Origin of the sequence: Posidoniimonas polymericola (assembly GCF_007859935.1) — a bacterium.
Taxonomy (GTDB): domain Bacteria; phylum Planctomycetota; class Planctomycetia; order Pirellulales; family Lacipirellulaceae; genus Posidoniimonas; species Posidoniimonas polymericola.
Genome location: NZ_SJPO01000002.1, coordinates 176,542 through 194,906, shown reverse-complemented (window position 1 = coordinate 194,906; position 18,365 = coordinate 176,542). Strand labels below are relative to the sequence as shown.

Annotated in this window: 15 protein-coding genes; 5 read left to right on the top strand and 10 right to left on the bottom strand. The window is 68.6% G+C overall.

Annotation, left to right across the window (positions count from 1 at the left end):
* Positions 1-61: 61 nt before the first annotated feature.
* The 3 genes from Pla123a_RS04855 to Pla123a_RS04845 form a co-directional block, all read right to left on the bottom strand.
* Positions 62-763 (bottom strand): cytochrome c3 family protein, encoded by a 702-nt coding sequence (locus tag Pla123a_RS04855; protein ID WP_146584457.1) that lies wholly within the window; start codon positions 761-763, stop codon positions 62-64.
* Positions 764-1,022: 259 nt separating this feature from the next.
* On the bottom strand, positions 1,023-1,556 hold the full coding sequence (locus tag Pla123a_RS04850; protein WP_146584455.1) for a response regulator transcription factor: 534 nt from the start codon (positions 1,554-1,556) through the stop codon (positions 1,023-1,025).
* A 62-nt stretch (positions 1,557-1,618) separates the two neighbouring features.
* Positions 1,619-3,295 carry a phytoene desaturase family protein gene (locus Pla123a_RS04845; protein WP_146584453.1) on the bottom strand — a complete coding sequence of 559 codons (1,677 nt, stop codon included), beginning with the start codon at positions 3,293-3,295 and terminating at the stop codon, positions 1,619-1,621.
* Between the two features lie 136 nt (positions 3,296-3,431).
* Between Pla123a_RS04845 and Pla123a_RS04840 the strand changes: the two genes are divergently transcribed.
* Both Pla123a_RS04840 and Pla123a_RS04835 read left to right on the top strand, forming a co-directional pair.
* Complete coding sequence (locus Pla123a_RS04840) at positions 3,432-4,553, top strand: glycoside hydrolase family 18 protein (protein WP_146584451.1); 1,122 nt, start codon at positions 3,432-3,434, stop codon at positions 4,551-4,553.
* A 34-nt stretch (positions 4,554-4,587) separates the two neighbouring features.
* Positions 4,588-6,744, top strand: a complete 2,157-nt coding sequence (locus tag Pla123a_RS04835) for a prolyl oligopeptidase family serine peptidase (RefSeq protein WP_146584449.1) — start codon at positions 4,588-4,590, stop codon at positions 6,742-6,744.
* An 8-nt stretch (positions 6,745-6,752) separates the two neighbouring features.
* On the opposite strand, the gene Pla123a_RS04830 is transcribed toward Pla123a_RS04835, so the two are convergent.
* From Pla123a_RS04830 to Pla123a_RS04820, 3 genes are read right to left on the bottom strand one after another with little or no spacing between them, the layout of a single operon-like run.
* On the bottom strand, positions 6,753-7,583 hold the full coding sequence (locus Pla123a_RS04830) for a zf-HC2 domain-containing protein (protein ID WP_146584447.1): 831 nt from the start codon (positions 7,581-7,583) through the stop codon (positions 6,753-6,755).
* Complete coding sequence (locus tag Pla123a_RS04825; RefSeq protein WP_146584445.1) at positions 7,573-8,190, bottom strand: sigma-70 family RNA polymerase sigma factor; 618 nt, start codon at positions 8,188-8,190, stop codon at positions 7,573-7,575. The genes Pla123a_RS04830 and Pla123a_RS04825 overlap by 11 nt, the downstream gene beginning before the upstream one ends.
* A gap of 17 nt (positions 8,191-8,207) precedes the next feature.
* The gene (locus Pla123a_RS04820; protein ID WP_146584443.1) at positions 8,208-8,795 is read right to left on the bottom strand and encodes a hypothetical protein; all 588 of its coding nucleotides are present in this window, start codon (positions 8,793-8,795) and stop codon (positions 8,208-8,210) included.
* 238 nt (positions 8,796-9,033) lie between these two features.
* Between Pla123a_RS04820 and Pla123a_RS04815 the strand changes: the two genes are divergently transcribed.
* Entirely contained in the window at positions 9,034-9,915 is an 882-nt protein-coding gene (locus Pla123a_RS04815; RefSeq protein WP_197527684.1) for a DUF4394 domain-containing protein, read from the top strand.
* A gap of 110 nt (positions 9,916-10,025) precedes the next feature.
* On the opposite strand, the gene Pla123a_RS04810 is transcribed toward Pla123a_RS04815, so the two are convergent.
* The 3 genes from Pla123a_RS04810 to Pla123a_RS24465 are packed head-to-tail and all read right to left on the bottom strand — an operon-like array spanning position 10,026 to position 14,160.
* A complete protein-coding gene (locus Pla123a_RS04810; protein ID WP_146584439.1) occupies positions 10,026-11,186 on the bottom strand; it encodes a response regulator in 1,161 nt (386 codons plus the stop codon).
* Positions 11,187-11,221: 35 nt separating this feature from the next.
* Positions 11,222-13,576 carry a PAS domain-containing sensor histidine kinase gene (locus Pla123a_RS04805; RefSeq protein WP_197527683.1) on the bottom strand — a complete coding sequence of 785 codons (2,355 nt, stop codon included), beginning with the start codon at positions 13,574-13,576 and terminating at the stop codon, positions 11,222-11,224.
* Positions 13,540-14,160 (bottom strand): hypothetical protein, encoded by a 621-nt coding sequence (locus tag Pla123a_RS24465; RefSeq protein ID WP_197527682.1) that lies wholly within the window; start codon positions 14,158-14,160, stop codon positions 13,540-13,542. The genes Pla123a_RS04805 and Pla123a_RS24465 overlap by 37 nt, the downstream gene beginning before the upstream one ends.
* Positions 14,161-14,410: 250 nt before the next feature.
* Between Pla123a_RS24465 and Pla123a_RS04800 the strand changes: the two genes are divergently transcribed.
* Positions 14,411-15,847 carry a vitamin K epoxide reductase family protein gene (locus Pla123a_RS04800; protein WP_146584435.1) on the top strand — a complete coding sequence of 479 codons (1,437 nt, stop codon included), beginning with the start codon at positions 14,411-14,413 and terminating at the stop codon, positions 15,845-15,847.
* Positions 15,848-15,900: 53 nt separating this feature from the next.
* On the opposite strand, the gene Pla123a_RS04795 is transcribed toward Pla123a_RS04800, so the two are convergent.
* The gene (locus Pla123a_RS04795) at positions 15,901-16,185 is read right to left on the bottom strand and encodes a hypothetical protein (protein ID WP_146584433.1); all 285 of its coding nucleotides are present in this window, start codon (positions 16,183-16,185) and stop codon (positions 15,901-15,903) included.
* Positions 16,186-16,821: 636 nt separating this feature from the next.
* Here Pla123a_RS04795 and Pla123a_RS04790 point away from each other — a divergent pair.
* On the top strand, positions 16,822-18,336 hold the full coding sequence (locus Pla123a_RS04790; RefSeq protein WP_146584431.1) for a calcium-binding protein: 1,515 nt from the start codon (positions 16,822-16,824) through the stop codon (positions 18,334-18,336).
* Positions 18,337-18,365 lie beyond the last annotated feature (29 nt).

Below are 18,365 nucleotides of genomic sequence, written 5' to 3'. Positions count from 1 at the left end.
GTTTACGCGTTGCTAAAAAGCCGCCGGCCGGGCCGGGGCATGACCACACACGCCACCGCGGCTACCGGTGACAGGTAGAGCAGCTTGTCGGCGCCTGCTTGGCCCAGTCGTTCTCATCCTGCAGCTTCTCGCCGTAGGCCTGACGGTCGGTGTCGGCCCCATCGGGCGGCTCCCAACCGAGGTTGGTGACCTCTTCAACCGGACGCAGGCGTGGCGCGGGGTTGCGGTGGCACTCCAGGCACCAGCTCATGCTGAGCGGCTTCACCTGCTCGACCCGCTCCATCTGATCGATCCGGCCGTGGCACTCGACGCAGCTCACGCCCCGCTTCACGTGCACGCTGTGATTGAAGTAGACGTAGTCGCCCAGGTCGTGGACGCGTTCCCACTTCATCGGCTCGCCGGTAGTAATCGCCTCGCGGATCGGCAGCAGCTTCAGGCTGGCGGTGTGCACGGCCGTGGTGATGTTCGTGCCGTCGGCTCCTGGCCCGCGGTGGCAGTTCGCGCACACATTGGTACCGGGCACCGCCGCGTGGGCCGAGGTCTCGACCGTGTTGTGGCAGTACCGGCAGTCCATCTTCAGGTCACCGGCGTGCAGCTTGTGACTGAAGGGCACCGGCTGCTCAGGGGCGTAGCCGGCATTCATGACGCTTGGCCATGTGCCGTACAAGAACATCCCGCCCACGTAGGCGCCTCCAGCGGCAACGCCGCCGAGCACCATGAGAGTGAACGTGTTGACCCAAGGCGGAAAGTGAAAGCGGTCCACAGCCGGTCCGTCGCAGTCCAAGTGTCTAGCAAATAACGACTTACGCCAATAAGCCAAGCCGGGTTAGCGGTTGACCCGCACTTGAGCAACACTGCCTAGAGAAAGGCTCACAGAAGGCGTGACCCGGTGAGCGTTGCGCAGCCCAAGTGCTGTAGCTAGCCAAAGATAACGAGCAGCGGCCGCGCCAACTAGGTGGTAAAGAGTCACACCCGATTGGGTGGTCTCCACGCACCCCGCCTATGTGCCCCAAACCACCTATTCAGGGGGCCAATTTCTTCAGCTTCCGCTGCAGCGTCCGCCGCGGGATGCCCAGCTTTTCGGCCGCCCGGGTGACATTGCCGTGACAGTCGGCCAGCGCCTGCTGGATGTGGTTCCACTCGGCCTCGGCGAGCGACGGGGCGTGGATTTCGTCGGCGGGGGCGAGCAATGGCGTCTCTGCCTCGCCGCGGCGGAACGCCTCGAGCACCTGGTCGGCGTCCGCCGGCTTGGTGATGTAGTTCACCGCGCCCAGCCGCATCGCGTCGACCGCGTTGGCGATGCTGCCGTAGCCGGTCAGGATCACACACTTCAGGTCAGGCAGCAGCCCGCGCAGCTCGGTCAGCAGCTCCAGCCCAGTCCGGCCCGGCATCTTCAAGTCGAGCACCGCCAGGTCCGGCCCATGCGAGCGGGCCAGCGCGGTCGCCTCGTCGGCGTTTGCGGCCGCGTGCACTTCGAGCCCCCTTTTGGCCAGCGCCCGGGCCATCCGCTCGCGGAGCAGTTCATCGTCGTCGACTAGCAGAAGCTTCTGTGGCATGGGTACTAGTTTGCCACAAAGCAAAGCCGGCCGCCAACCAAGGGCGCCCTAACCTAGAGCGGTTAGCCCCAACGGCCGTCGCGCAGGATCTCGTCCGCCGCGTTCTTCCCGCAGGCGCCCATCACGCCGCCGCCGGGGTGGCTGGCGGCGCCGCAGAGATAGAGTCCGTTTACCGGCGTGCGGTGGTCGGACCAGCCGGGCACGGGGCGGAAGCAGTACAGCTGATTGGCGTTCATCGCCCCCTGCATGATGTTGCCGCCGGTGATGCCGTAGGTGCGTTCTAGGTCCAGGGGGCTGAGCACCTGGCGGTGCTCGATCGCGTCGGGGACGTTCGGGGCGTACTCGGCCAGCTTCCTGACGCAGCGGTCGGCGAAGTCGTCCTTGATGGCGTCCCAGCCGTCGGGCGACTTCGGGCCGACTCCCCCCTCGGGCGACAGCATGTACGGCGCGTACTGCACGAACATCGACAGAATATGCTTGCCAGCAGGGGCAATCGACTCGTCGACGCTGGTCGCCATGGTCATCTCGAGGATCGGCTCCTCGGCGGGGAGGCCGTACTTGGCGTCGTCGTAGGCCCGCTCGAGGTAGTCCATTGTGGGACCAATGTGCATCGTGCCGTGGTGGTGCGGCATCACGCCGCGGTGGGCGCCGGGGTCGGTCGGCCGGGCGGTGAAGTTGGGCGGCTCGGAGAGCGCCAGGTTGACCTTCATCGAGGCCGAGGAGTAGTCGATGTTCGAGACCGCCGTGCGGAAGCTGTCGGGCAGGTCGGCCGGCTGCAGGAACTTTTCGAAGGTGAGGTGCGCGTCGACGCTGGAGCCGACGACCGGCGCGTCGATCACCGTGCCGTCCTCGAGGGTCACGCCAACCGCCTTGCCGCCGCTGGTGTTGATGCTGGCGACCGGCGACTCGCGGCGTACCTCGACGCCCAGCTCTCGGCCGGCGCTGGCGAGGGCCTCGGACAAGGCGCCCATGCCGCCGCGGACGTAGCCCCACACGCCGCGTGCGCCGCCCGCCTCGCCCATGACGTGGTGCAGCAGCACGTAGGCGCTGCCGGGCGAGCTGATCGAGGTGAACGCGCCGATGATGGCGTCGGTGGCGAGGGTCGCCTTGAGCACCTCGGACTCGAACCACCGCTCGAGGATCGGCCGGGCGGGGCCGGTCAGCAGCTCAATGGCGGCCGGCATGTCATCGCCTAGCGACGCGGCCGCCTGGTACATTGACCAGCCCTTCTTGATGTCGCGCATCTTCTTGGGGATGCCGACCTTCCGCCAGCTGGTCGGCAGCGGCAGCGGGTCGGGCGAGGCCTCGCTGAGGACCGGCTCGAGCACCGCCGCGACCCGCTCCAGCAGGGCCTCGTACTTGGGGTACTGCTCGGCGTCGCGGGTGCTGAACTGGCTGAGCTCCCGGTGGCACAGCTCGGCGTCGGGGCCCATCAGCAGGCTGCGGCCATCCGGCAGCGGCGTGAACGACGACGGCCGCCGGGGCAGGATCTCCAGTCCGTGCTCCTTGAGCTTCAGCTCGCTGATGATCTGCGGCAGGAACAGGCTGATCACGTAGGCGGCGGTGCTGACCTTGTAGCCGGGCCACAGCTCTTCGGTCGTGGCGCAGCCCCCCAGCACGTGGCGGCGTTCGAGCACGCAGACCTTCTTGCCGGCCCTGGCCAGGTAGCAGGCGCAGACCAGGCCGTTGTGGCCGCCACCGATGATTACTGCGTCGTACGCCGTGCTGCTTGCTGCCATCTGAGCCGATTCCTTCCGGGGCGCCGCCGCTGGCGCCCCGGGGCCGAGAGCCATGGCCGGGGCTGGCGGAGCGCTGCTGTTTGACGGACCATAAGAATAGCGAAAGTTCAAAATCGAGAAACGTCAGAGTACCGCCATGCTGTCGCGCCAAACCTTGTTGCTCCTGTCCCTTGGGGCCGCCCTGGGCTGCGTCTCAGAGGCCGCCGCCCAACGGACCTCGCGGGTGTTCCTTGGTTATTACGCGGCGATCAGCGAGCTGCCAATCGAGGAGATCCCCTGGGCCCGGCTGACGCACGCCTGCCACGCGTTCCTGGCGGTCGACGCCGAGGGACAGATGGTCGAGAACCCGTTGGTCCCCAGCCAGACCTTCACCGACGCCGCGCACGAGCACGGCGTCACGCCGCTGCTATCGCTCGGCGGCGGCAAGACAGCCGAGGGCCTGACCAAGCTGGCCGAGTCGGACGACGCGATCCGCGCCTTCGCCAAGAAGGTGGTCGAGGCCGTGGTCGCCAACAATTACGACGGCGTCGACATCGACTGGGAGTCGCCCAGCGACCAGCGGACCATGGAGGGGCTTGTGCTGCTTGTGAAGTCGCTGAGGTCGGGGCTCGACCAGGCGGCGGCCAAGGCGAACCGCACGAAGTCTTACCTGCTGACCGCGGCGGTCCCCCCGTCGAACCACCTCGGCAAGTGGTTCGACGTCGGCGCCGTGGCGAGCCGCCTCGATTGGCTCAACGTCATGTGCTACGACATGAGCGGCCCCTGGGAACGGACCGCCGGCCACCACGCGCCGCTGTTCCCCTCGCAGAAAGACCCCGAGCGCGGCTGGCGGTCGGTCCAGGCCGCGATGGAGTACTGGCGCAAGGAACGCGGAGTCCCCAAGGAGAAGCTGCTGGTGGGCGTGCCGATGTACGGCCGGGCGCTGCCGGTATCGAAGGTGTTCGAACCGCTCGACCCGGCCAAGCGTAAGCAGCACGGGGCGTTGTCGTTCACCCGCGTCCGCGAGTTGGTCGGCCAGGGCTGGCCCGCCATGTGGGACTACGACGCCCACGCCCCCTGGCTCCGCCCGAAAGAACAGCAGGATTCGCCCCTGCTGATCTGCTACGAGGACCGCAACAGCGTTCACGACAAGGCCGAGTGGGCCGCCAAGGAAGGCTACCGCGGGATGTTCTTCTGGGCCATCCACCAAGACAAGATGCCCGACGGCACCCACTGGCTGCTGCGGGCCGCCAACAAGGCCTGGCCGGCCGGCAACTGAAACACCCCATCCAACGCCCCCTTGCGATTGCACCATGACCCTCACCCGCTGCGCCCTGACGGCGTGCCTGTCTGTCTTTCTGGCCGCCGCCGCGACGGCCGCCCCCTCCACCGCCAACCCCCAGGCCCCCAGCGTGCCGCCACTCGCCTACCCAGAGTCTCGCACGGTTGACCAGGTAGACACCCTGCACGGGCAGGAAGTCGCCGACCCGTACCGCTGGCTCGAGGAGGACGTACGGGTCTCGGACGAGGTGGCCGCGTGGGTCAAGGCGCAGCAGCAGCTGACCGAGCGTTACCTGGACGACCTGCCCGAGCTCGACGCCATCAAGGAGCGGCTCACCTCGCTGTGGAACTTCGAGCGGTACGGCGCGCCCCGCAAGGTCGGCGAGCGGTACCTCTACTCCAAGAACGACGGCCTGCAGAATCAGGCGGTGCTGTACATCGCCGACTCCTACAAGGCCGACGGCCGCGTGCTGATCGACCCCAACACCTGGAGCGCCGACGGCACCGTCGCGCTGGCCGCCACGTCCGCCAGCGAGGACGGCCGCTACCTGGCCTACCAGAAGAGCGAGGCCGGCAGCGACTGGCGGAAGATCTACGTGATGGACCTCGATTCCCGCCAAACCCTCGAAGACGAGCTGCAGTGGGTCAAGTTCACCTCGGTCACGTGGGACAAGGAGGGCCGCGGCTTCTACTACAAACGTTACCCCGAGCCGGCCGAGGGAGAGCAGTTCCAGTCGGTCGCCCTCAACCCCACCATCTACTACCACAAGATCGGCGCGCCGCAGTCGGACGACCGCGTCGTGTTCCGCCTGCCAGAGCACCCCGACTGGTCGCTCGGCGTCGGCCGCACGTACGACGGCAAGCACCTGCTGGCGACCGCCCGCCGCGGGACCGACTGGCAGAACCAGCTCTACACCCGCCCGGCCGACCAGCCCGACGCGGAGTTCCGGGTGCTGGTCGACAACTTCGACGCGCTGTTCTCGCCCATCGGCAGCGACGGCGACACCCTCTACCTGCTGACCGACTACCAGGCCCCGCGCCGCCGCGTCGTGGCGATGGATCTGAACGACCCGTCTCTCGACAAGCTGCGGGAGATCATCCCGGAGTCCAAGGCCGCGCTCGAGGACGTGTCGCACGTTGGCGGCAAGCTGATCGCCAACTACCTGCACGACGTCGCGTCGGAGGTAAAGGTGTTCAGCACCGAGGGCAAGCTCGAACGCACGGTCGAGCTGCCGGGCCTCGGCAGCGCCGGCGGGTTCGGCGGCAAGCCCGACCAGGACGAGACCTTCTACACCTTCAGCAGCTACGACCACCCGCCCAGCACCTACCGCTACGACATCGCCACCGGCGAGTCGCAACTAGTGCGTCAGCCCAACGTCGACTTCGACCCGGCCGACTACCAGGTTTCGCGTGTGTTCTACAACAGCAAGGACGGCACGCGGATCCCGATGTTCCTGGCGCACAAGAAGGGGATTGAGCTCAACGGCCAGAACCCGACGCTGCTGTACGCCTACGGCGGCTTCAGCATCTCGGTGACGCCCGGGTTCTCGATCAGCCGGCTGGCGTGGATGGAGCGGGGCGGGGTGCTGGCGGTCGCCAACCTGCGGGGCGGCGGCGAGTACGGCGAGGACTGGCACCAGGCCGGCAAGCTCGAGAAGAAGCAGAACGTGTTCGACGACTTCATCGCCGCGGCCGAGTGGCTGATCGACAACAAGTACGCCAGCCCCGCGACCCTCGGCATCCAGGGCCGCAGCAACGGCGGCCTGCTGGTCGGCGCGGTGATGACGCAGCGGCCCGAGCTGTTCGGCGCCTGCCTGCCCGGCGTCGGCGTGATGGACATGCTGCGGTTCCACCGCTTCACCGCCGGCCAGTTCTGGCGGAGCGAGTACGGCTCGGCCGACGAGCCCGATCAGTTCGAGACCCTCCTCGCCTACTCGCCCTACCACAACATCGAGCCGGGCGTGTCGTACCCGCCGACGCTGATCAGCACCGCCGACACCGACGACCGGGTCGTGCCGATGCACAGCTTTAAGTTCGGCGCCCGGCTGCAGGCCGCCCAGGGGGGCGACGCGCCGATCCTGATGCACATCGAGTCCCGCGCGGGGCACGGCGCCGGCACGCCTACCACCAAGCTGATCGAGCAGGCCGCCGACGACATCGCGTTCCTGCTCAAACACCTGGGCGATTAGCACCTTCGCTACGGACGGGGCGCCACCTCGGCGCGGCCAACGGGCCGTCCGATCGGCTCTGCTGGGATCGACTCTTTGGGACGCTCCCCGTTCACTTCCGTTAGCAGCACGTCGCGGAGGTCGGTGAGTTCGCCGCTGACGTCGACCACTCCGGCGGCCTGCCGGCCGCCCATCACTTCAAGCGGCCCGGCGAACATCACCTGCTGATCGGCGTCGCGGAACCAGGCCCACAGCGCACCGGAGTCGGACTCCAGCCGCACGCCCGAGACCAGCACGTGCATCTGCTGGGCGAGGGTGTCGTAGTACACCACGGCCTGCAGCTCGGGGTCGGAGGTCTCGACCGCCACGCTGGCGAGCTGGGCGCGGGGCGGGCCGAACTCCTGCTCTGCTTGGGCGACGCGGCGCCGCCACTCTGCGACGCCAAGCTGGTCGTCTGTGGGTTCGTTCGCCTCGGCGACCAGGGTCGGATCGCCGGTGGCGGGCGTGACGACGTACCGCGTCACCACAACGCCAACCGCCGCCGCGCACGCCGCAGTGACCGCGTAGGCCAGCCACGTGCGGCCGCGGGCCGCCGCGGCGCCGCTCGTCGCGCCACGCGGAGCGGGCGTCACGGCTGCGTCGTCGAGCGAATCGAACAGCCGCTGCTTCATCCCTGGTGGCGGGGTCGCGGGGGCCAGGCTTTCCGACAGCAGCACCACCGCCTGGCCGATCGCCTCGCATTCTCTCGCGCAGTCCTGACAGCCGTCGGCCAGGTGCGTGTCGATCGCCAGCCGATCTTCCGTTGGTAGCGTCCCCGAGACGTACTCCGGCAGCCGCTCTTGAACGTCTTCACACCGCATCGCGGACCCCCATCTGCACGAGGGCCTGGCGCAGCGTCTTGAGCCCGCTGCGGATGCGCGTCTTGACCGTGCCGAGCGGGAGCCCCAGCTCCTCGGCGATCTGCTTGTGGGTTAGGCCATCAAAAAAGGAAAGCATCAGCACCTCACGTTGGTCCTCTCCGAGCCGCTCGACGACCGCCTGCACGGTCGCCCTGCGTTCGTTGGCCTCGGCCGCGCCGGCCGGGTCGAGGCCGGCCTGCCTGGCGTCGCGTCCCCCTTCGGCGTCTGCCTGGGCCTCGGCGGTGCGGGTCCGCCGGGTCGACAGGGATCTCAGGCGGTCGATCGATCGGCTGCGGGCCATCGTAAGTAGGTACGAACGGCAGGTCCCCCGCGCGGGGTCAAATCCGGCTGGTTTTCGCCAGATTTCCAGAAACACGTCCGAAACCACCGCCTCGGCGTCCGCCGGCTGTCTCAGCACCCGCAAGCAGACCGCGTAGATACTGGGCGCGTGGCGGTCGTACAGCGCGGCCAACGCGGCGCGGTCGGCCCGGCACACGCCGGACATCAGCGTCGCGTCCGTGTGGCGGTCGGCGGCCGGCTCGGGGGGAGAAGGGGAGGGTGCGGTCAAGCGTCTCGTGGGGCTGCTTAGATTTCGAGGGGCGTGGCGGCGTCCACTGGGGGCCCACCTGTCAGGCAGAACACCCGGTCGGTCTGCCAGCCGCCGTCCGGCGCCGCCGCGTCGCGGCTGAGGTAGAAGCGGAACAGATGAACCTCGTTGTTCGTCGCCACGACGGTTACCAGCACGGTTGCGAGGTCGCCGTGCTCGACGGCCTCGCCAATGCGGTAGCCGCGGTTCACTGCCATTGTATCGTACGGCGGCGCCAGGATCATTTTTTCGAAACGCCCCAGCGGCCCGGTGACCGAACGATTAGCCGGCGACGCGTAGGCGTACACCTCGGCAATCGCCGACCGGTCGAGTCGGTAACGCGTCAACGCGTCCATCTGACGCCGGACGACGTCCTGGGGCGCGTGCAGCGCCTCGACCGCAGGCGGCGTGGCAGCGGGGACCGGCCTAGGCCCACTAACGATCGGCTCGCCGGCCCGGTCGGACCCGCCCGACTGCGACAACGCCAACACCCCCGCGACGCCGACCAAGAACGACACCAACCCCACCAACGCCAGCCGGCTTAGGGATTTCTTGCTGCGGGCGGCATCTTGCGGTCGCTGTTCCAACGGCTCCTCGACTCAACAACGACCAACCTGGCGGCGAGTAAACCACCCTGGGCCAGGGCTGCATCGTAGGCGGCCTCCTCAGAGCGGTCAAACGTTAGCCCCGGCTGCGGACACCGGAATCTTCAGCCTTTCTCGAATCCACGCCGCCGTCGTCGACGTAACCCCGTTGAATCCGGCTGGTGGAAGTCTCGCCGCCGCGCCGCACGCTCACTTAGAAGTCAACATGGAGAATTTGGTAATGAAAATGAAGAAGTATGTCGCGTTTGCTGTGCTCGCGCTAGCAGGCATTGCCCTGCCGGGCGATGCGCAGGCCGGTGAGCTCGTCTTCGGGGTCACCGACGAGCAGCGTCTGGTGAGCTGGGACTCGACCGCCCCTGGCGCCCTGCTGAGCGGGACCTCGATCATGGGCCTGCAGAACAACGAGCGGGTGGTCGGCATCGACTTCCGCCCGGCCACCGGCCAGCTCTACGCGCTCGGCAGCTTCAGCCAGCTCTACACCCTCAACACGACCACCGGATCCGCGACGATGGTCGGCCCCGGCCCGTTCACGCCGGCGATCAGCGGCTCGAACTTCGGTTTCGACTTCAACCCGGTGATCGACAAGATCCGCCTCGACTCGGACACCAACGCCAACTACGTCCTCGACCCCGACGCCGGCACGGCCACCGCGGTGACCGACCTGTTCTACGGACCGGGCGACCCGAACGAGAACGTCGACCCGAACGTCGTGCACGCGGCTTACGACCGCAGCTTCGCCGGCACCACCGCCACCCAGCTGTACGGCGTCGACACCCGGCTCGACGTGCTGGTCAAGCAGGCCAACTCGGCCGGCACGCTGACCACGGTCGGCTCGATCGGGACCGATGTCACCGCGACCGGCGGGTTCGACATCTCGGGCTCGTCGGACGTTGCGTACATGGCGATCGAAAACGCGTCGACCTCCTTCTCGACGTTCTGGATGGTCGACCTGACGACCGGCGTCGGCTCGGCGGTCGGTGAAATCGGCAGCGGCATTGTGATCACGTCGATGGCCGTGGCGCCGGTCCCCGAGCCCGCCGCGGCGTTGCTGGCGTTTGGCGCCTGCGCCGCTTTGCTGGCCGGCCGACGCCGGACCGCGTAGCGGCCCCTTGTGGCTCCACCCGTAGGGCGCGCCGGTAGGCGGCTAGATTGCTGCTCCGTGTCGACCCCCCGTCGACCGGCGCCGCCCGCGGTGGAGAGCCTCCCCGACCGCTACGCCACGGCGTGGGCGGTCGCCTCGACGATCATGATCGGGCGGGTGCCGCCGAAGTGCTCGGTGCCGTTGCGGAGCTTTTCGATGTGCACCTCCGACAGCCGCGACCCGGCCCGCAGCAACACCGACCCGTCGCGTCCCACGACGTCCGAGTGCAGCACCATGCCGGGCGCCAGCTCGCTGACGTCCACCTGCGCGCCGGGTTGTTCGTCGGCGTCCCCGGTCTCGGGCAGCTTCTCAAACGCCTCGACGTAGACCGGCAGGAGTTCGGGGAACAGCAGCTTCATCTCCTCAACCGCGTCCTTCCGCCTGAGCCCCTGCCGGCGGAGCGTCTCCCACGCGAGCGACAAGGCGATCAGGGTCGCTCCGGTGCGGACGATCGCGGCCTCGGACTTTGGCTTCTTGTAGCAGAAGGCGCCGGTCACGCCGTGGGCCGATTCGACGATCTCGCCGACAATGCCGAGGCGCGGGATCCGCTTGACCATGCGGCCGCCGATGCCCATCGCCCGCTCAACCGCGAACTTCCAATCGGCGTCGTGCGGGCTGGTGGTGTCGAACACCCGGGCCGACTCTTCGCCCAGGCACGCAAACCCGACCAACGCCAGCCGCGAGGCGAGCGCGTACTCCCAGCGTTTCGGGACGCCGGCCGCCTCGAGCAGCATCTCGACGGTCTCGCTGGTGCTGCTGTGACGCGAGCAGATCATCGGCTGGGTCGCCTCGAGGACGTCCGTCAGCAGGGCGATGGCGCCGGCGCAGGTCTTGTTGAGCAGCTCCTTCTCGCCCACCTCGAGCCCGTACTGGCGGAGCCCGGCCTCGATGGCGGAACGGATGGTCGCGAGCTCGCACGGCTTGCTCAGGAAGCGGAAGACGTGCCCCTCGTTGACCGCCTGCACCGCGGTCCCCAGGTCCTGATTGCCGGTCAGCATGATGTAGCTGGTCATCGGCGAAACTTTGCGGGCCTCGATGATAAGCTGCAGCCCGGTCATGCCCGGCATGCGCATGTCGGTCAGCACGAGTCCGAACGGACCGTGCTCGGTGATCTTCTCGAGCGCCTCGGCCCCGGAGCACGCGGTGACCAGGTCGTAGTCGAGGCAGAGGTTCCTGCCGATGCTGCTCAGGAGGGTGTGGTCGTCGTCGACCAGCATCACACGATAGCCCATTTCCAGTCGCTCCCTGGTTGCCTGTTCTGTTTGGCTCAGGCCTGCACGGCGATCTCTTCGCCGGGCGAGCCTTCTGCTTCGGTCGTCTGGCGTTCGCCTGCCGGCAGGCAGACGATAAAGGTGGTCCCGTCGCCCGGCGTCGAGGTCAGCTCGATCGTTCCCTGGTGCTTGTTGACGACGGCGTCGTAGGCGATGGCGAGCCCCTGGCCGGTCCCCTTGCCGACGTCCTTGGTGGTGAAGAACGGCTCGAAGATCCGTCTGCGGACGGCCTCGCTCATCCCTGCGCCGTTGTCCGACACCTCGATGCGGACGTACTCTTCGTGGCTCTCCGTGCGGACAGTAATCTTCCCAGCCCCGGGCAGCTCGCCGTAGCGGTCGACGATGGCGTCCGCGGCGTTGACGATCAGGTTCAGCAACACCTGGCTCATCTCGGCGGCGAGCAGCGGCACAACCGGCGCCGGCTCGGCGAGCTCGAGCTGCATCTCCGCCACGTACTTCCAGCGGTTGCGGGTGATGGTGGCCGCCTGGCGGATGATCTCGTTGACGTCGGCCGCGGACTTCTCGCGGGCGCCAGGGTGCGACATCGCCTTCATTGCGCGGACAATCTCGACTACCCGCTGGGACGCCCCGGCGGTCTCCTCCACGGCGCCGGCCGCCTGGTCGAGCACAAACCCCAGGCGAGCATTGACCAGATCCCGCAGCACGGCCTGCCGCGTCGCCCACTCGGCGGGTTCGAGTTCGACCGCGGTCAGCATCTCGCGGCAGATCGGGTCGAGGAGCTTGTAGCTGCCGTCGAGGAACTCCATGTTGCTGGCGATGCACTGCATCGGCGTGTTGATCTCGTGCGCGATGCCGGCGGCCAGCTGGCCGAGCGACTCGAGTTTCTGCGCCTGCGCCAGCTTGTGTTCCAGCGCCCGGGTCTGACTGAGGTCGGCCACAAACGCGACGTACACCGGCGTTTGTTCGAAAACCGCCTGGTGCACCACCACCTGAACCGGGGTGCGGTGGCCGTTGCGGGCGGCCATCTCGGTCTGGAACTGCACGCAGGCGATTTTCTTGCCGTCGAGGGTGGCCAGGTCGGCGAGCAGCGCCTCGCGGTCGAGGTCCGGCATCAGGTCGAGCGGGGTCATCTCGGCCAGGTCTTGACGGGTGTAGCCGCTGCGCCGCTCGGCGCCCTCGTTGTTCTCGATAAAAGCCAGCGTGTCCCGCCTGAAGACGTAGATCTCGTTGGGCGACTCCCGGAGGATCTTCGACAGCGAGGCGGCCCGGCGCGACTCCTCGTGCGACTGCTTGAGCGCCTGCACACGCTCGGTGATGTCGACGTGCGTCACTACCGCCGCCGCTACCTGATCGCCCAGAAACGGCGACACCCGGGCCTGGATCCAGCGGGTCTCGCCCCGCGGCTCAACCTTGAACTCCTGCACGTGCCCGGTCAGCTCGCCGCAGATCACGCGTCCCGTCGCGTCGGCGAGGACGCCCAGGTCGTCGCGGCCAATGGCCGCGCAGTCCTGGCACGAGGCGATGTAGTTCAGTCCCGCGGTCAGGCTTGTCGGCTCGCACACACCAAGGCTCTCGAGCTGGTCCCACGCGCGGTTGGTCGAGACGATCACGCCCTCATAGTCGAGGATGCAGATCCGCGCGTCGAGCGAGTCGAGCACGTTCTCGGCGTACCGCCTCGACTGGTCGAGCTCCGCGGTGCGGTGCGCCACCCGCTGCTCGAGGTTGTCGCGTTCCGACTGGAGCGAGTGCTGGAGCTGGGACATCCGCAGCAGGTGGTGGCGGCTTTGCATGACGCCCCACAGCAGGAAGACCACCTCGAACAGCACCCAGCCGGCGTGCTCGAGCGCCCGCCAGAAGGAGGGCGAGTTTACGCCAAAAATGGACTCGGGCCAGTACAGGCCGCGGCCGACGTGGTCGACCACCACGATCGCCACCGCCGGCAGGTAGACCAGCGGGTCCCGATAGAAAGAGAGCAGCGCGAGCGCCCCGAAGATATGAAAGTGGGCCTCGATGCGTCCGCCCATCAGGTGGATCAGCAGCACCGAGAAGCCGGCCTGGGCCGCAGCCACGACCAACCGCGTCAGTCGCGCCCCCGGCATCAGCGAGATCAGCGCCCACGGCAGGCTGACCAGCAGGCCGCCGAGGACCAGCGCCGCCCACAGGTGGACGTGCGTCGAGCTCCACTCGCCCTGCCAGGTCCGCGGGGAGATCCACGCCGCCACGATCGCGGCGAACACCCACTGCCCCAGCAGCAGCCAGCGCTGCAACCGGTCGGTCTGCACCTGCAGCGAGTACAGCTCGCGTCGGAAGGCGTAGTCTGCCTGGCGGTTGTCTGTCGTACACGCCGGTCCCATCACAACCGCTCCTTCGCTGGCGTCCTTAGTTCGCATCCAAACACTGGTGCGTGGGCGGGGGCCTCGCGCCCGGCGACTAGCGACCGGATCGCTGCTCCCCCCACGCTCGCCCCCTCGTGCCCCCGCGCCGCGGTCACACCGCCGTGGAACCTTGGCGCGCCGGCGTGGTCGTAGAGCACCACCCCGCCCGACACCCGCACGCCGAGCAACTCGGCTTGTTCCCCGCCCGGGTCGGCGACGACTTCCACTCCGTCGATCCGACGCGCTGCGCGGACGAGCGCGGTCTCCATCCAGCCGTCGGCATTCGCCTCGGGCGTGTAGATCAACACCCGGCACGCGACCTCCGGCTCGACGTGACGCATCAGCCGCGCCAACTCGGCGATAGTCGCCAGCGTGCAGGGGCACTTCGGGTGGGCCGCGACGTACAGCCTCCATGGCTTGCCGGCGCCCGCTCCGAATGCGTCGCGACGCGGGGCCGCAGGCGGCGGCAGCGATTCGCCCGGCAGCGAGGCGTAGGCCATCAGCCCACCGAGCCCGCCGACCACCGCGGCCAACCAGCACACCGCCAGCCAACCGGCCGCGCGGCGGTGCGATTCTTGATTCGGCAGAAGGTGGAGCATGAGCTTAGGGGGCGGTTTGGTTCGCAGAGAATAGAGAACGCCCGCTGCAGGCAGAGCGGCCTCTGCACAACGATAAGTCGCCGTGCGATTTTCGCCGCAAGTACGGCAGCGTAGTTGCCGCGGGCCCCCCGCCTTGCTCCCCCCGAGTGGCGGCGCAGGCGACAGCCGCTTTGATTACAATGGGCGGATCGGCCGGCCGCAGCGGCCGCCTGATCCCACGCCGGGCAGCGCCCGCAGGAATATTTCTTCTATGCGACAAAAACGCGTCCCCCTCGCTATCCTGATGAGCCTGCTGGCCCTCACCGCGGCCGCGGTTTCTACCTACCTGGCGTGGAAGACCATCACCGCCGGGCCGGTGGCCGGCTGCGGCGCGGCGTCGGGCGCCGCGTGCGACGACATCCTCGCAAGCCGCTGGTCGAAGTGGTTCGGACTGCCGGTCAGCGCCCTGGCGGCGGTCGTGTACGTCGGCATCGCGGCGGCCGCCTGGCCGGTGGCGTTGCGCAGCGGAGCGGCCGCGCGCGGCGTGCTGACCGGCCTGATCGTTCTAGCCGTAGGCGCCGGGCTGTGGTTTGTTGGCGTCCAGGTCGTGGCGCTCGGCGCCTTCTGCCCGTGGTGCCTAACCGTGCACGCGTGCAGCCTGCTGATCGCCGGAACCGCGATTGGACTGCTGCGCCAGCCCGACGAAGACGATGACCGCCAGGCCGCGGCGTCGCTGATCAACGCCACGGTGCCGGGGGCGCGTCGCTCGACGCCCCGGTCGACAGCGGTCGGTCCTAGAACCGGCGGGCCGCTGGTCGGCGCCGCCGTGGCGGCGGTGTGCCTCGCCGCGCTGGCCGCCGGCCAACTGCTCTCGAAGGCCCCCACGCCCGAACTGGCAGAGATCTCATTCGATCCCGCAGGGCAGGGCGCCGCGGGCCAGCAATCCGACAACCAGCCGGCGCAAGAAGAAGCGGCGGAATCCGACGACCCGCTGCTATCAGACCCAATCCTAGAAGACTCGATGCTCAATGACGGGCCGCGTGAGCTGGCGCCGATCGAGCTAGACGCCAACACCGCAGAGGACCCCAATACGGGCCTGCCGCCACTCGCCCTTGACGGGCGGACGCTGCGGTTCAAGGGTCTCGCCAAGCCGGTTGATGTCGACCAGATGCCGCTGATCGGCAGCCCCGACGCCAAGCACGTCGGCGTCGAGGTGGTGGACTACGCCTGCCCCCACTGCCGGGAGCTGCACCATTTCATCTCGACCGAGATCGAGCGGCGTGACGGCGACCTCGCGTTTGTCGTGCACCACCTGCCGCTGAACAGCGACTGCAACCCGAACGTCGACCCCAAGATCAAGCCCTCCAAGAACCTCCGCTATTCGTGCGAGTTCGCCCGCCTGGCGATCAGCGTCTGGCTCCGCAAGCCAGAGGAATTCCAGGCGTACCACTACTGGCTGATGGAGGGCGAGGAGCCCCCGCGCATCACCAAGGCCCGCGTCCGCGCGACCGAGATCATCGGCGACGAGGTGCTGGTGGGCGCCGAGCTCCGCGGTCAGGTAGCCGAACGGATCCGCGCGCAGTGCCAGGCGCTCACCAGCCTCAGCGGCGGGCTGCCGGTCATGCTCTTCCAAGACAGCGCCGTGCAGGGCGTGCCGAAGAACGAGCAGATCTTTACCGACCTGCTCGACAAGACCTTTGGCCCGTAGCCTGCGGGGCGGTATGTGCCCTGCCGCGGCGTCGGCGCGTCGGGAGTTCGGGCCTACGGGCCGGGCGGCAGGCTGGGGTTGCCGTACATCATCGGCGCCGACTCCATCGGGTAGCTGAGCCCGGCATCGCCGTAGTTGCTAACCGACATCCCCGAGTCGCAGCCGCAGCTGTCGCACGAGCCGCACGGCGCGCTCGGGCAGCAGGACGGCGACGGGGCGCAGAGCGGCGCGGGCTGGATCACCGCGGGGCGAGGCTTAAACAAGCGGCGGCAGACGCAGCAGCCGCTGCACGAGGTCACGGCAATAGCGGCCGCGAGCGCTAGACAGGCGTTCTTCATCTTGTCCCTCCTGGACGGCCGCGGCGGGGGAGGTAGGAAACGGGGGGCGGGGCGCTCGGTGTCGAGCGCAGGGGGCCGCGGTGGTTTCGTCCGTGCAACTCTGCGCTCCGCGGCGCGTTGTGCAAACGCCACGGTCGCACTTTCGCAACAATCGCCGCCGGCCCTACCCAGCGCAACCCGAACCACCGTCGCATCCCAATTTGGGTCGGCGGCGGCCACGGTGTTCAATCCTGCCGAGCGGCCCGGCACACGCTGCGCAATCGCCGCTGTTCGATCCTGCCCGGCGGTCTCAACGGGGGACACGCTCGCGTCCCGCATAGAGACTTTGTCCCTTATCTGGAAAGCCGGCCGATCGGCCTTGATCCGCTCCGCGGCCGTCGCCAGGATGCAGAACAGCGGTGGGCAAACACTCTCACTCTCCCCCGCCGGCGCCATCTGGGGCGGCGCCGATTCTGTTCTGCGACCAACCTCCCGCCGGGCCAGCCGGGTGAATCGGTCTTCGCGTCGCGCACCGCCCACCACGGGGCACCGCGCGGCGCAGGTCCGCCAGCCAACCCAGGCGGGCTCCTTCCGAGCGCGAGGGGCGCTTGCCGTTTTTCTCTTCTCCAGGACACCCCAGTCTACAGGACTCAACCGATGGCCAAACACTCCTATCAAACCTCCCGCAGGGCACGCGTCGAACCGCTCGAGTCGCGCGAGCTGCTCGCGGCCGACTTCATGGCGATCGACGCCTCGACCGTGGGCGATCTGCCCGCCGAGCCGCCCGCCGGCGCTATTTTCGTCGCCGGCACCGACGCCAACGACCGCATCCGCGTGTCGGTCGTAGGCGAGCGGCTGGTGGTCAACGTCAACGGCGAGGTTACCAGCTACGAGAACGCCCTGGTCGACAAGATCTACATGAAGACCGGCGACGGCGACGACGTCGTCTCGTTCGCCTGGAACGTCACCCAGAACGCCGAGGTCCACCTCGGCGAGGGGAACGACAGCGCCGTGCTCGGCGCCGGCAACGACATCGTCGTCGCCGGCCCGGGCAACGACCGCGTGAGCGGCCAGCTGGGCAACGACCTGCTGATCGGCGGCCCCGGGAACGACTCCCTCTCCGGCTCGTACGGCAATGACGCGATTGTCGGCGGGGAGGGGGACGACCACCTCTACGGCGGACGCGACGCCGACGCCATCGCCGGCGGCGACGGCGACGACCTGATCCGCGGCGGCGGCGGCGACGACTGGCTCTTCGGCGACGGCACAAACGACGTGCCCGACGACTACGCCGGGCTGGTCGACTACGCCGTCCGCTACGGCAACACCGGCCGGGGGTCCGACAAGATCGCCGCCGGAACCGGCGACGACATCGTGCTCGGCGGCAACGGCGACGACCTGATTGCCGGCGAGGCCGGCGACGACCTCATCCTTGGCGGCCGCGGCAACGACGGCATCGACGCCGGAGCCGGCGACGACTACGTCTTCGGCGGCTGGGGAGCCGACGCCATCCGCGGCGGCCAGGGCGACGACGTCCTGATCGGCGATACCCGAGACGAGCCCACCACCGACGACAGCCCCATCGCCAACCGCCCCGAGGTGCAACGCGACGGCGTGGAGGCAGCCGAGAAGATGGTCCGCAAGGTCGAAGCGATCGACGAGCCCGAGCCCGCCACCACGACTGCCCGCGACGACGCCCCCGCCGCGAACCTCCGGCTCCGCACCGCCGACGTCATCAGCGGCGGCGCGGGGGCCGACCTGATCTACGGAATGCTGGGCGACGACGTCATCGACGGCGGAGCCGGCAACGACGCCATCTCCGGCGGGTCGGGCGCCGACCGCATCGACGGCGGCCTGGGCAACGACCGCATTGCAGGCGGCTACGGCAATGACCGCATCAACGGCGGCGGCGGTGACGACTCGATCCACGGCCAGCAGGGCAACGACATCCTGCTCGGCGGCGACGGGAACGACGTCGTCTTTGGCGGCGCCGGCTTCGACATCCTGTACGGCCAGCTCGGCGACGACCACCTCAACGGCGGCGACGACACCGATCTGATCGTCGGCGGACGAGGCGCCGACAAGATCGAGGCCGCCGACGGCGTCCTCGACTACATCCTCTCTGACGACCAGGACCGCATCGACGCCGACCCGTTCGACGTCATCTTCTAACGAGCTTAGGGAACCCGGTCGGGCGTCCC

Excerpts from the sequence above, each read along its gene's own strand:
- Pla123a_RS04850 (WP_146584455.1), bottom strand. The coding sequence starts at position 1,556 with ATGCCACAGAAGCTTCTGCTAGTCGACGACGATGAACTGCTCCGCGAG.
- Pla123a_RS04845 (WP_146584453.1), bottom strand. The coding sequence starts at position 3,295 with ATGGCAGCAAGCAGCACGGCGTACGACGCAGTAATCATCGGTGGCGGC.
- Pla123a_RS04840 (WP_146584451.1), top strand. The coding sequence starts at position 3,432 with ATGCTGTCGCGCCAAACCTTGTTGCTCCTGTCCCTTGGGGCCGCCCTG.
- Pla123a_RS04835 (WP_146584449.1), top strand. The coding sequence starts at position 4,588 with ATGACCCTCACCCGCTGCGCCCTGACGGCGTGCCTGTCTGTCTTTCTG.
- Pla123a_RS04830 (WP_146584447.1), bottom strand. The coding sequence starts at position 7,583 with ATGCGGTGTGAAGACGTTCAAGAGCGGCTGCCGGAGTACGTCTCGGGG.
- Pla123a_RS04815 (WP_197527684.1), top strand. The coding sequence starts at position 9,034 with ATGAAAATGAAGAAGTATGTCGCGTTTGCTGTGCTCGCGCTAGCAGGC.
- Pla123a_RS04810 (WP_146584439.1), bottom strand. The coding sequence starts at position 11,186 with ATGGGCTATCGTGTGATGCTGGTCGACGACGACCACACCCTCCTGAGC.
- Pla123a_RS04805 (WP_197527683.1), bottom strand. The coding sequence starts at position 13,576 with ATGCGAACTAAGGACGCCAGCGAAGGAGCGGTTGTGATGGGACCGGCG.
- Pla123a_RS24465 (WP_197527682.1), bottom strand. The coding sequence starts at position 14,160 with ATGCTCCACCTTCTGCCGAATCAAGAATCGCACCGCCGCGCGGCCGGT.
- Pla123a_RS04800 (WP_146584435.1), top strand. The coding sequence starts at position 14,411 with ATGCGACAAAAACGCGTCCCCCTCGCTATCCTGATGAGCCTGCTGGCC.
- Pla123a_RS04795 (WP_146584433.1), bottom strand. The coding sequence starts at position 16,185 with ATGAAGAACGCCTGTCTAGCGCTCGCGGCCGCTATTGCCGTGACCTCG.
- Pla123a_RS04790 (WP_146584431.1), top strand. The coding sequence starts at position 16,822 with ATGGCCAAACACTCCTATCAAACCTCCCGCAGGGCACGCGTCGAACCG.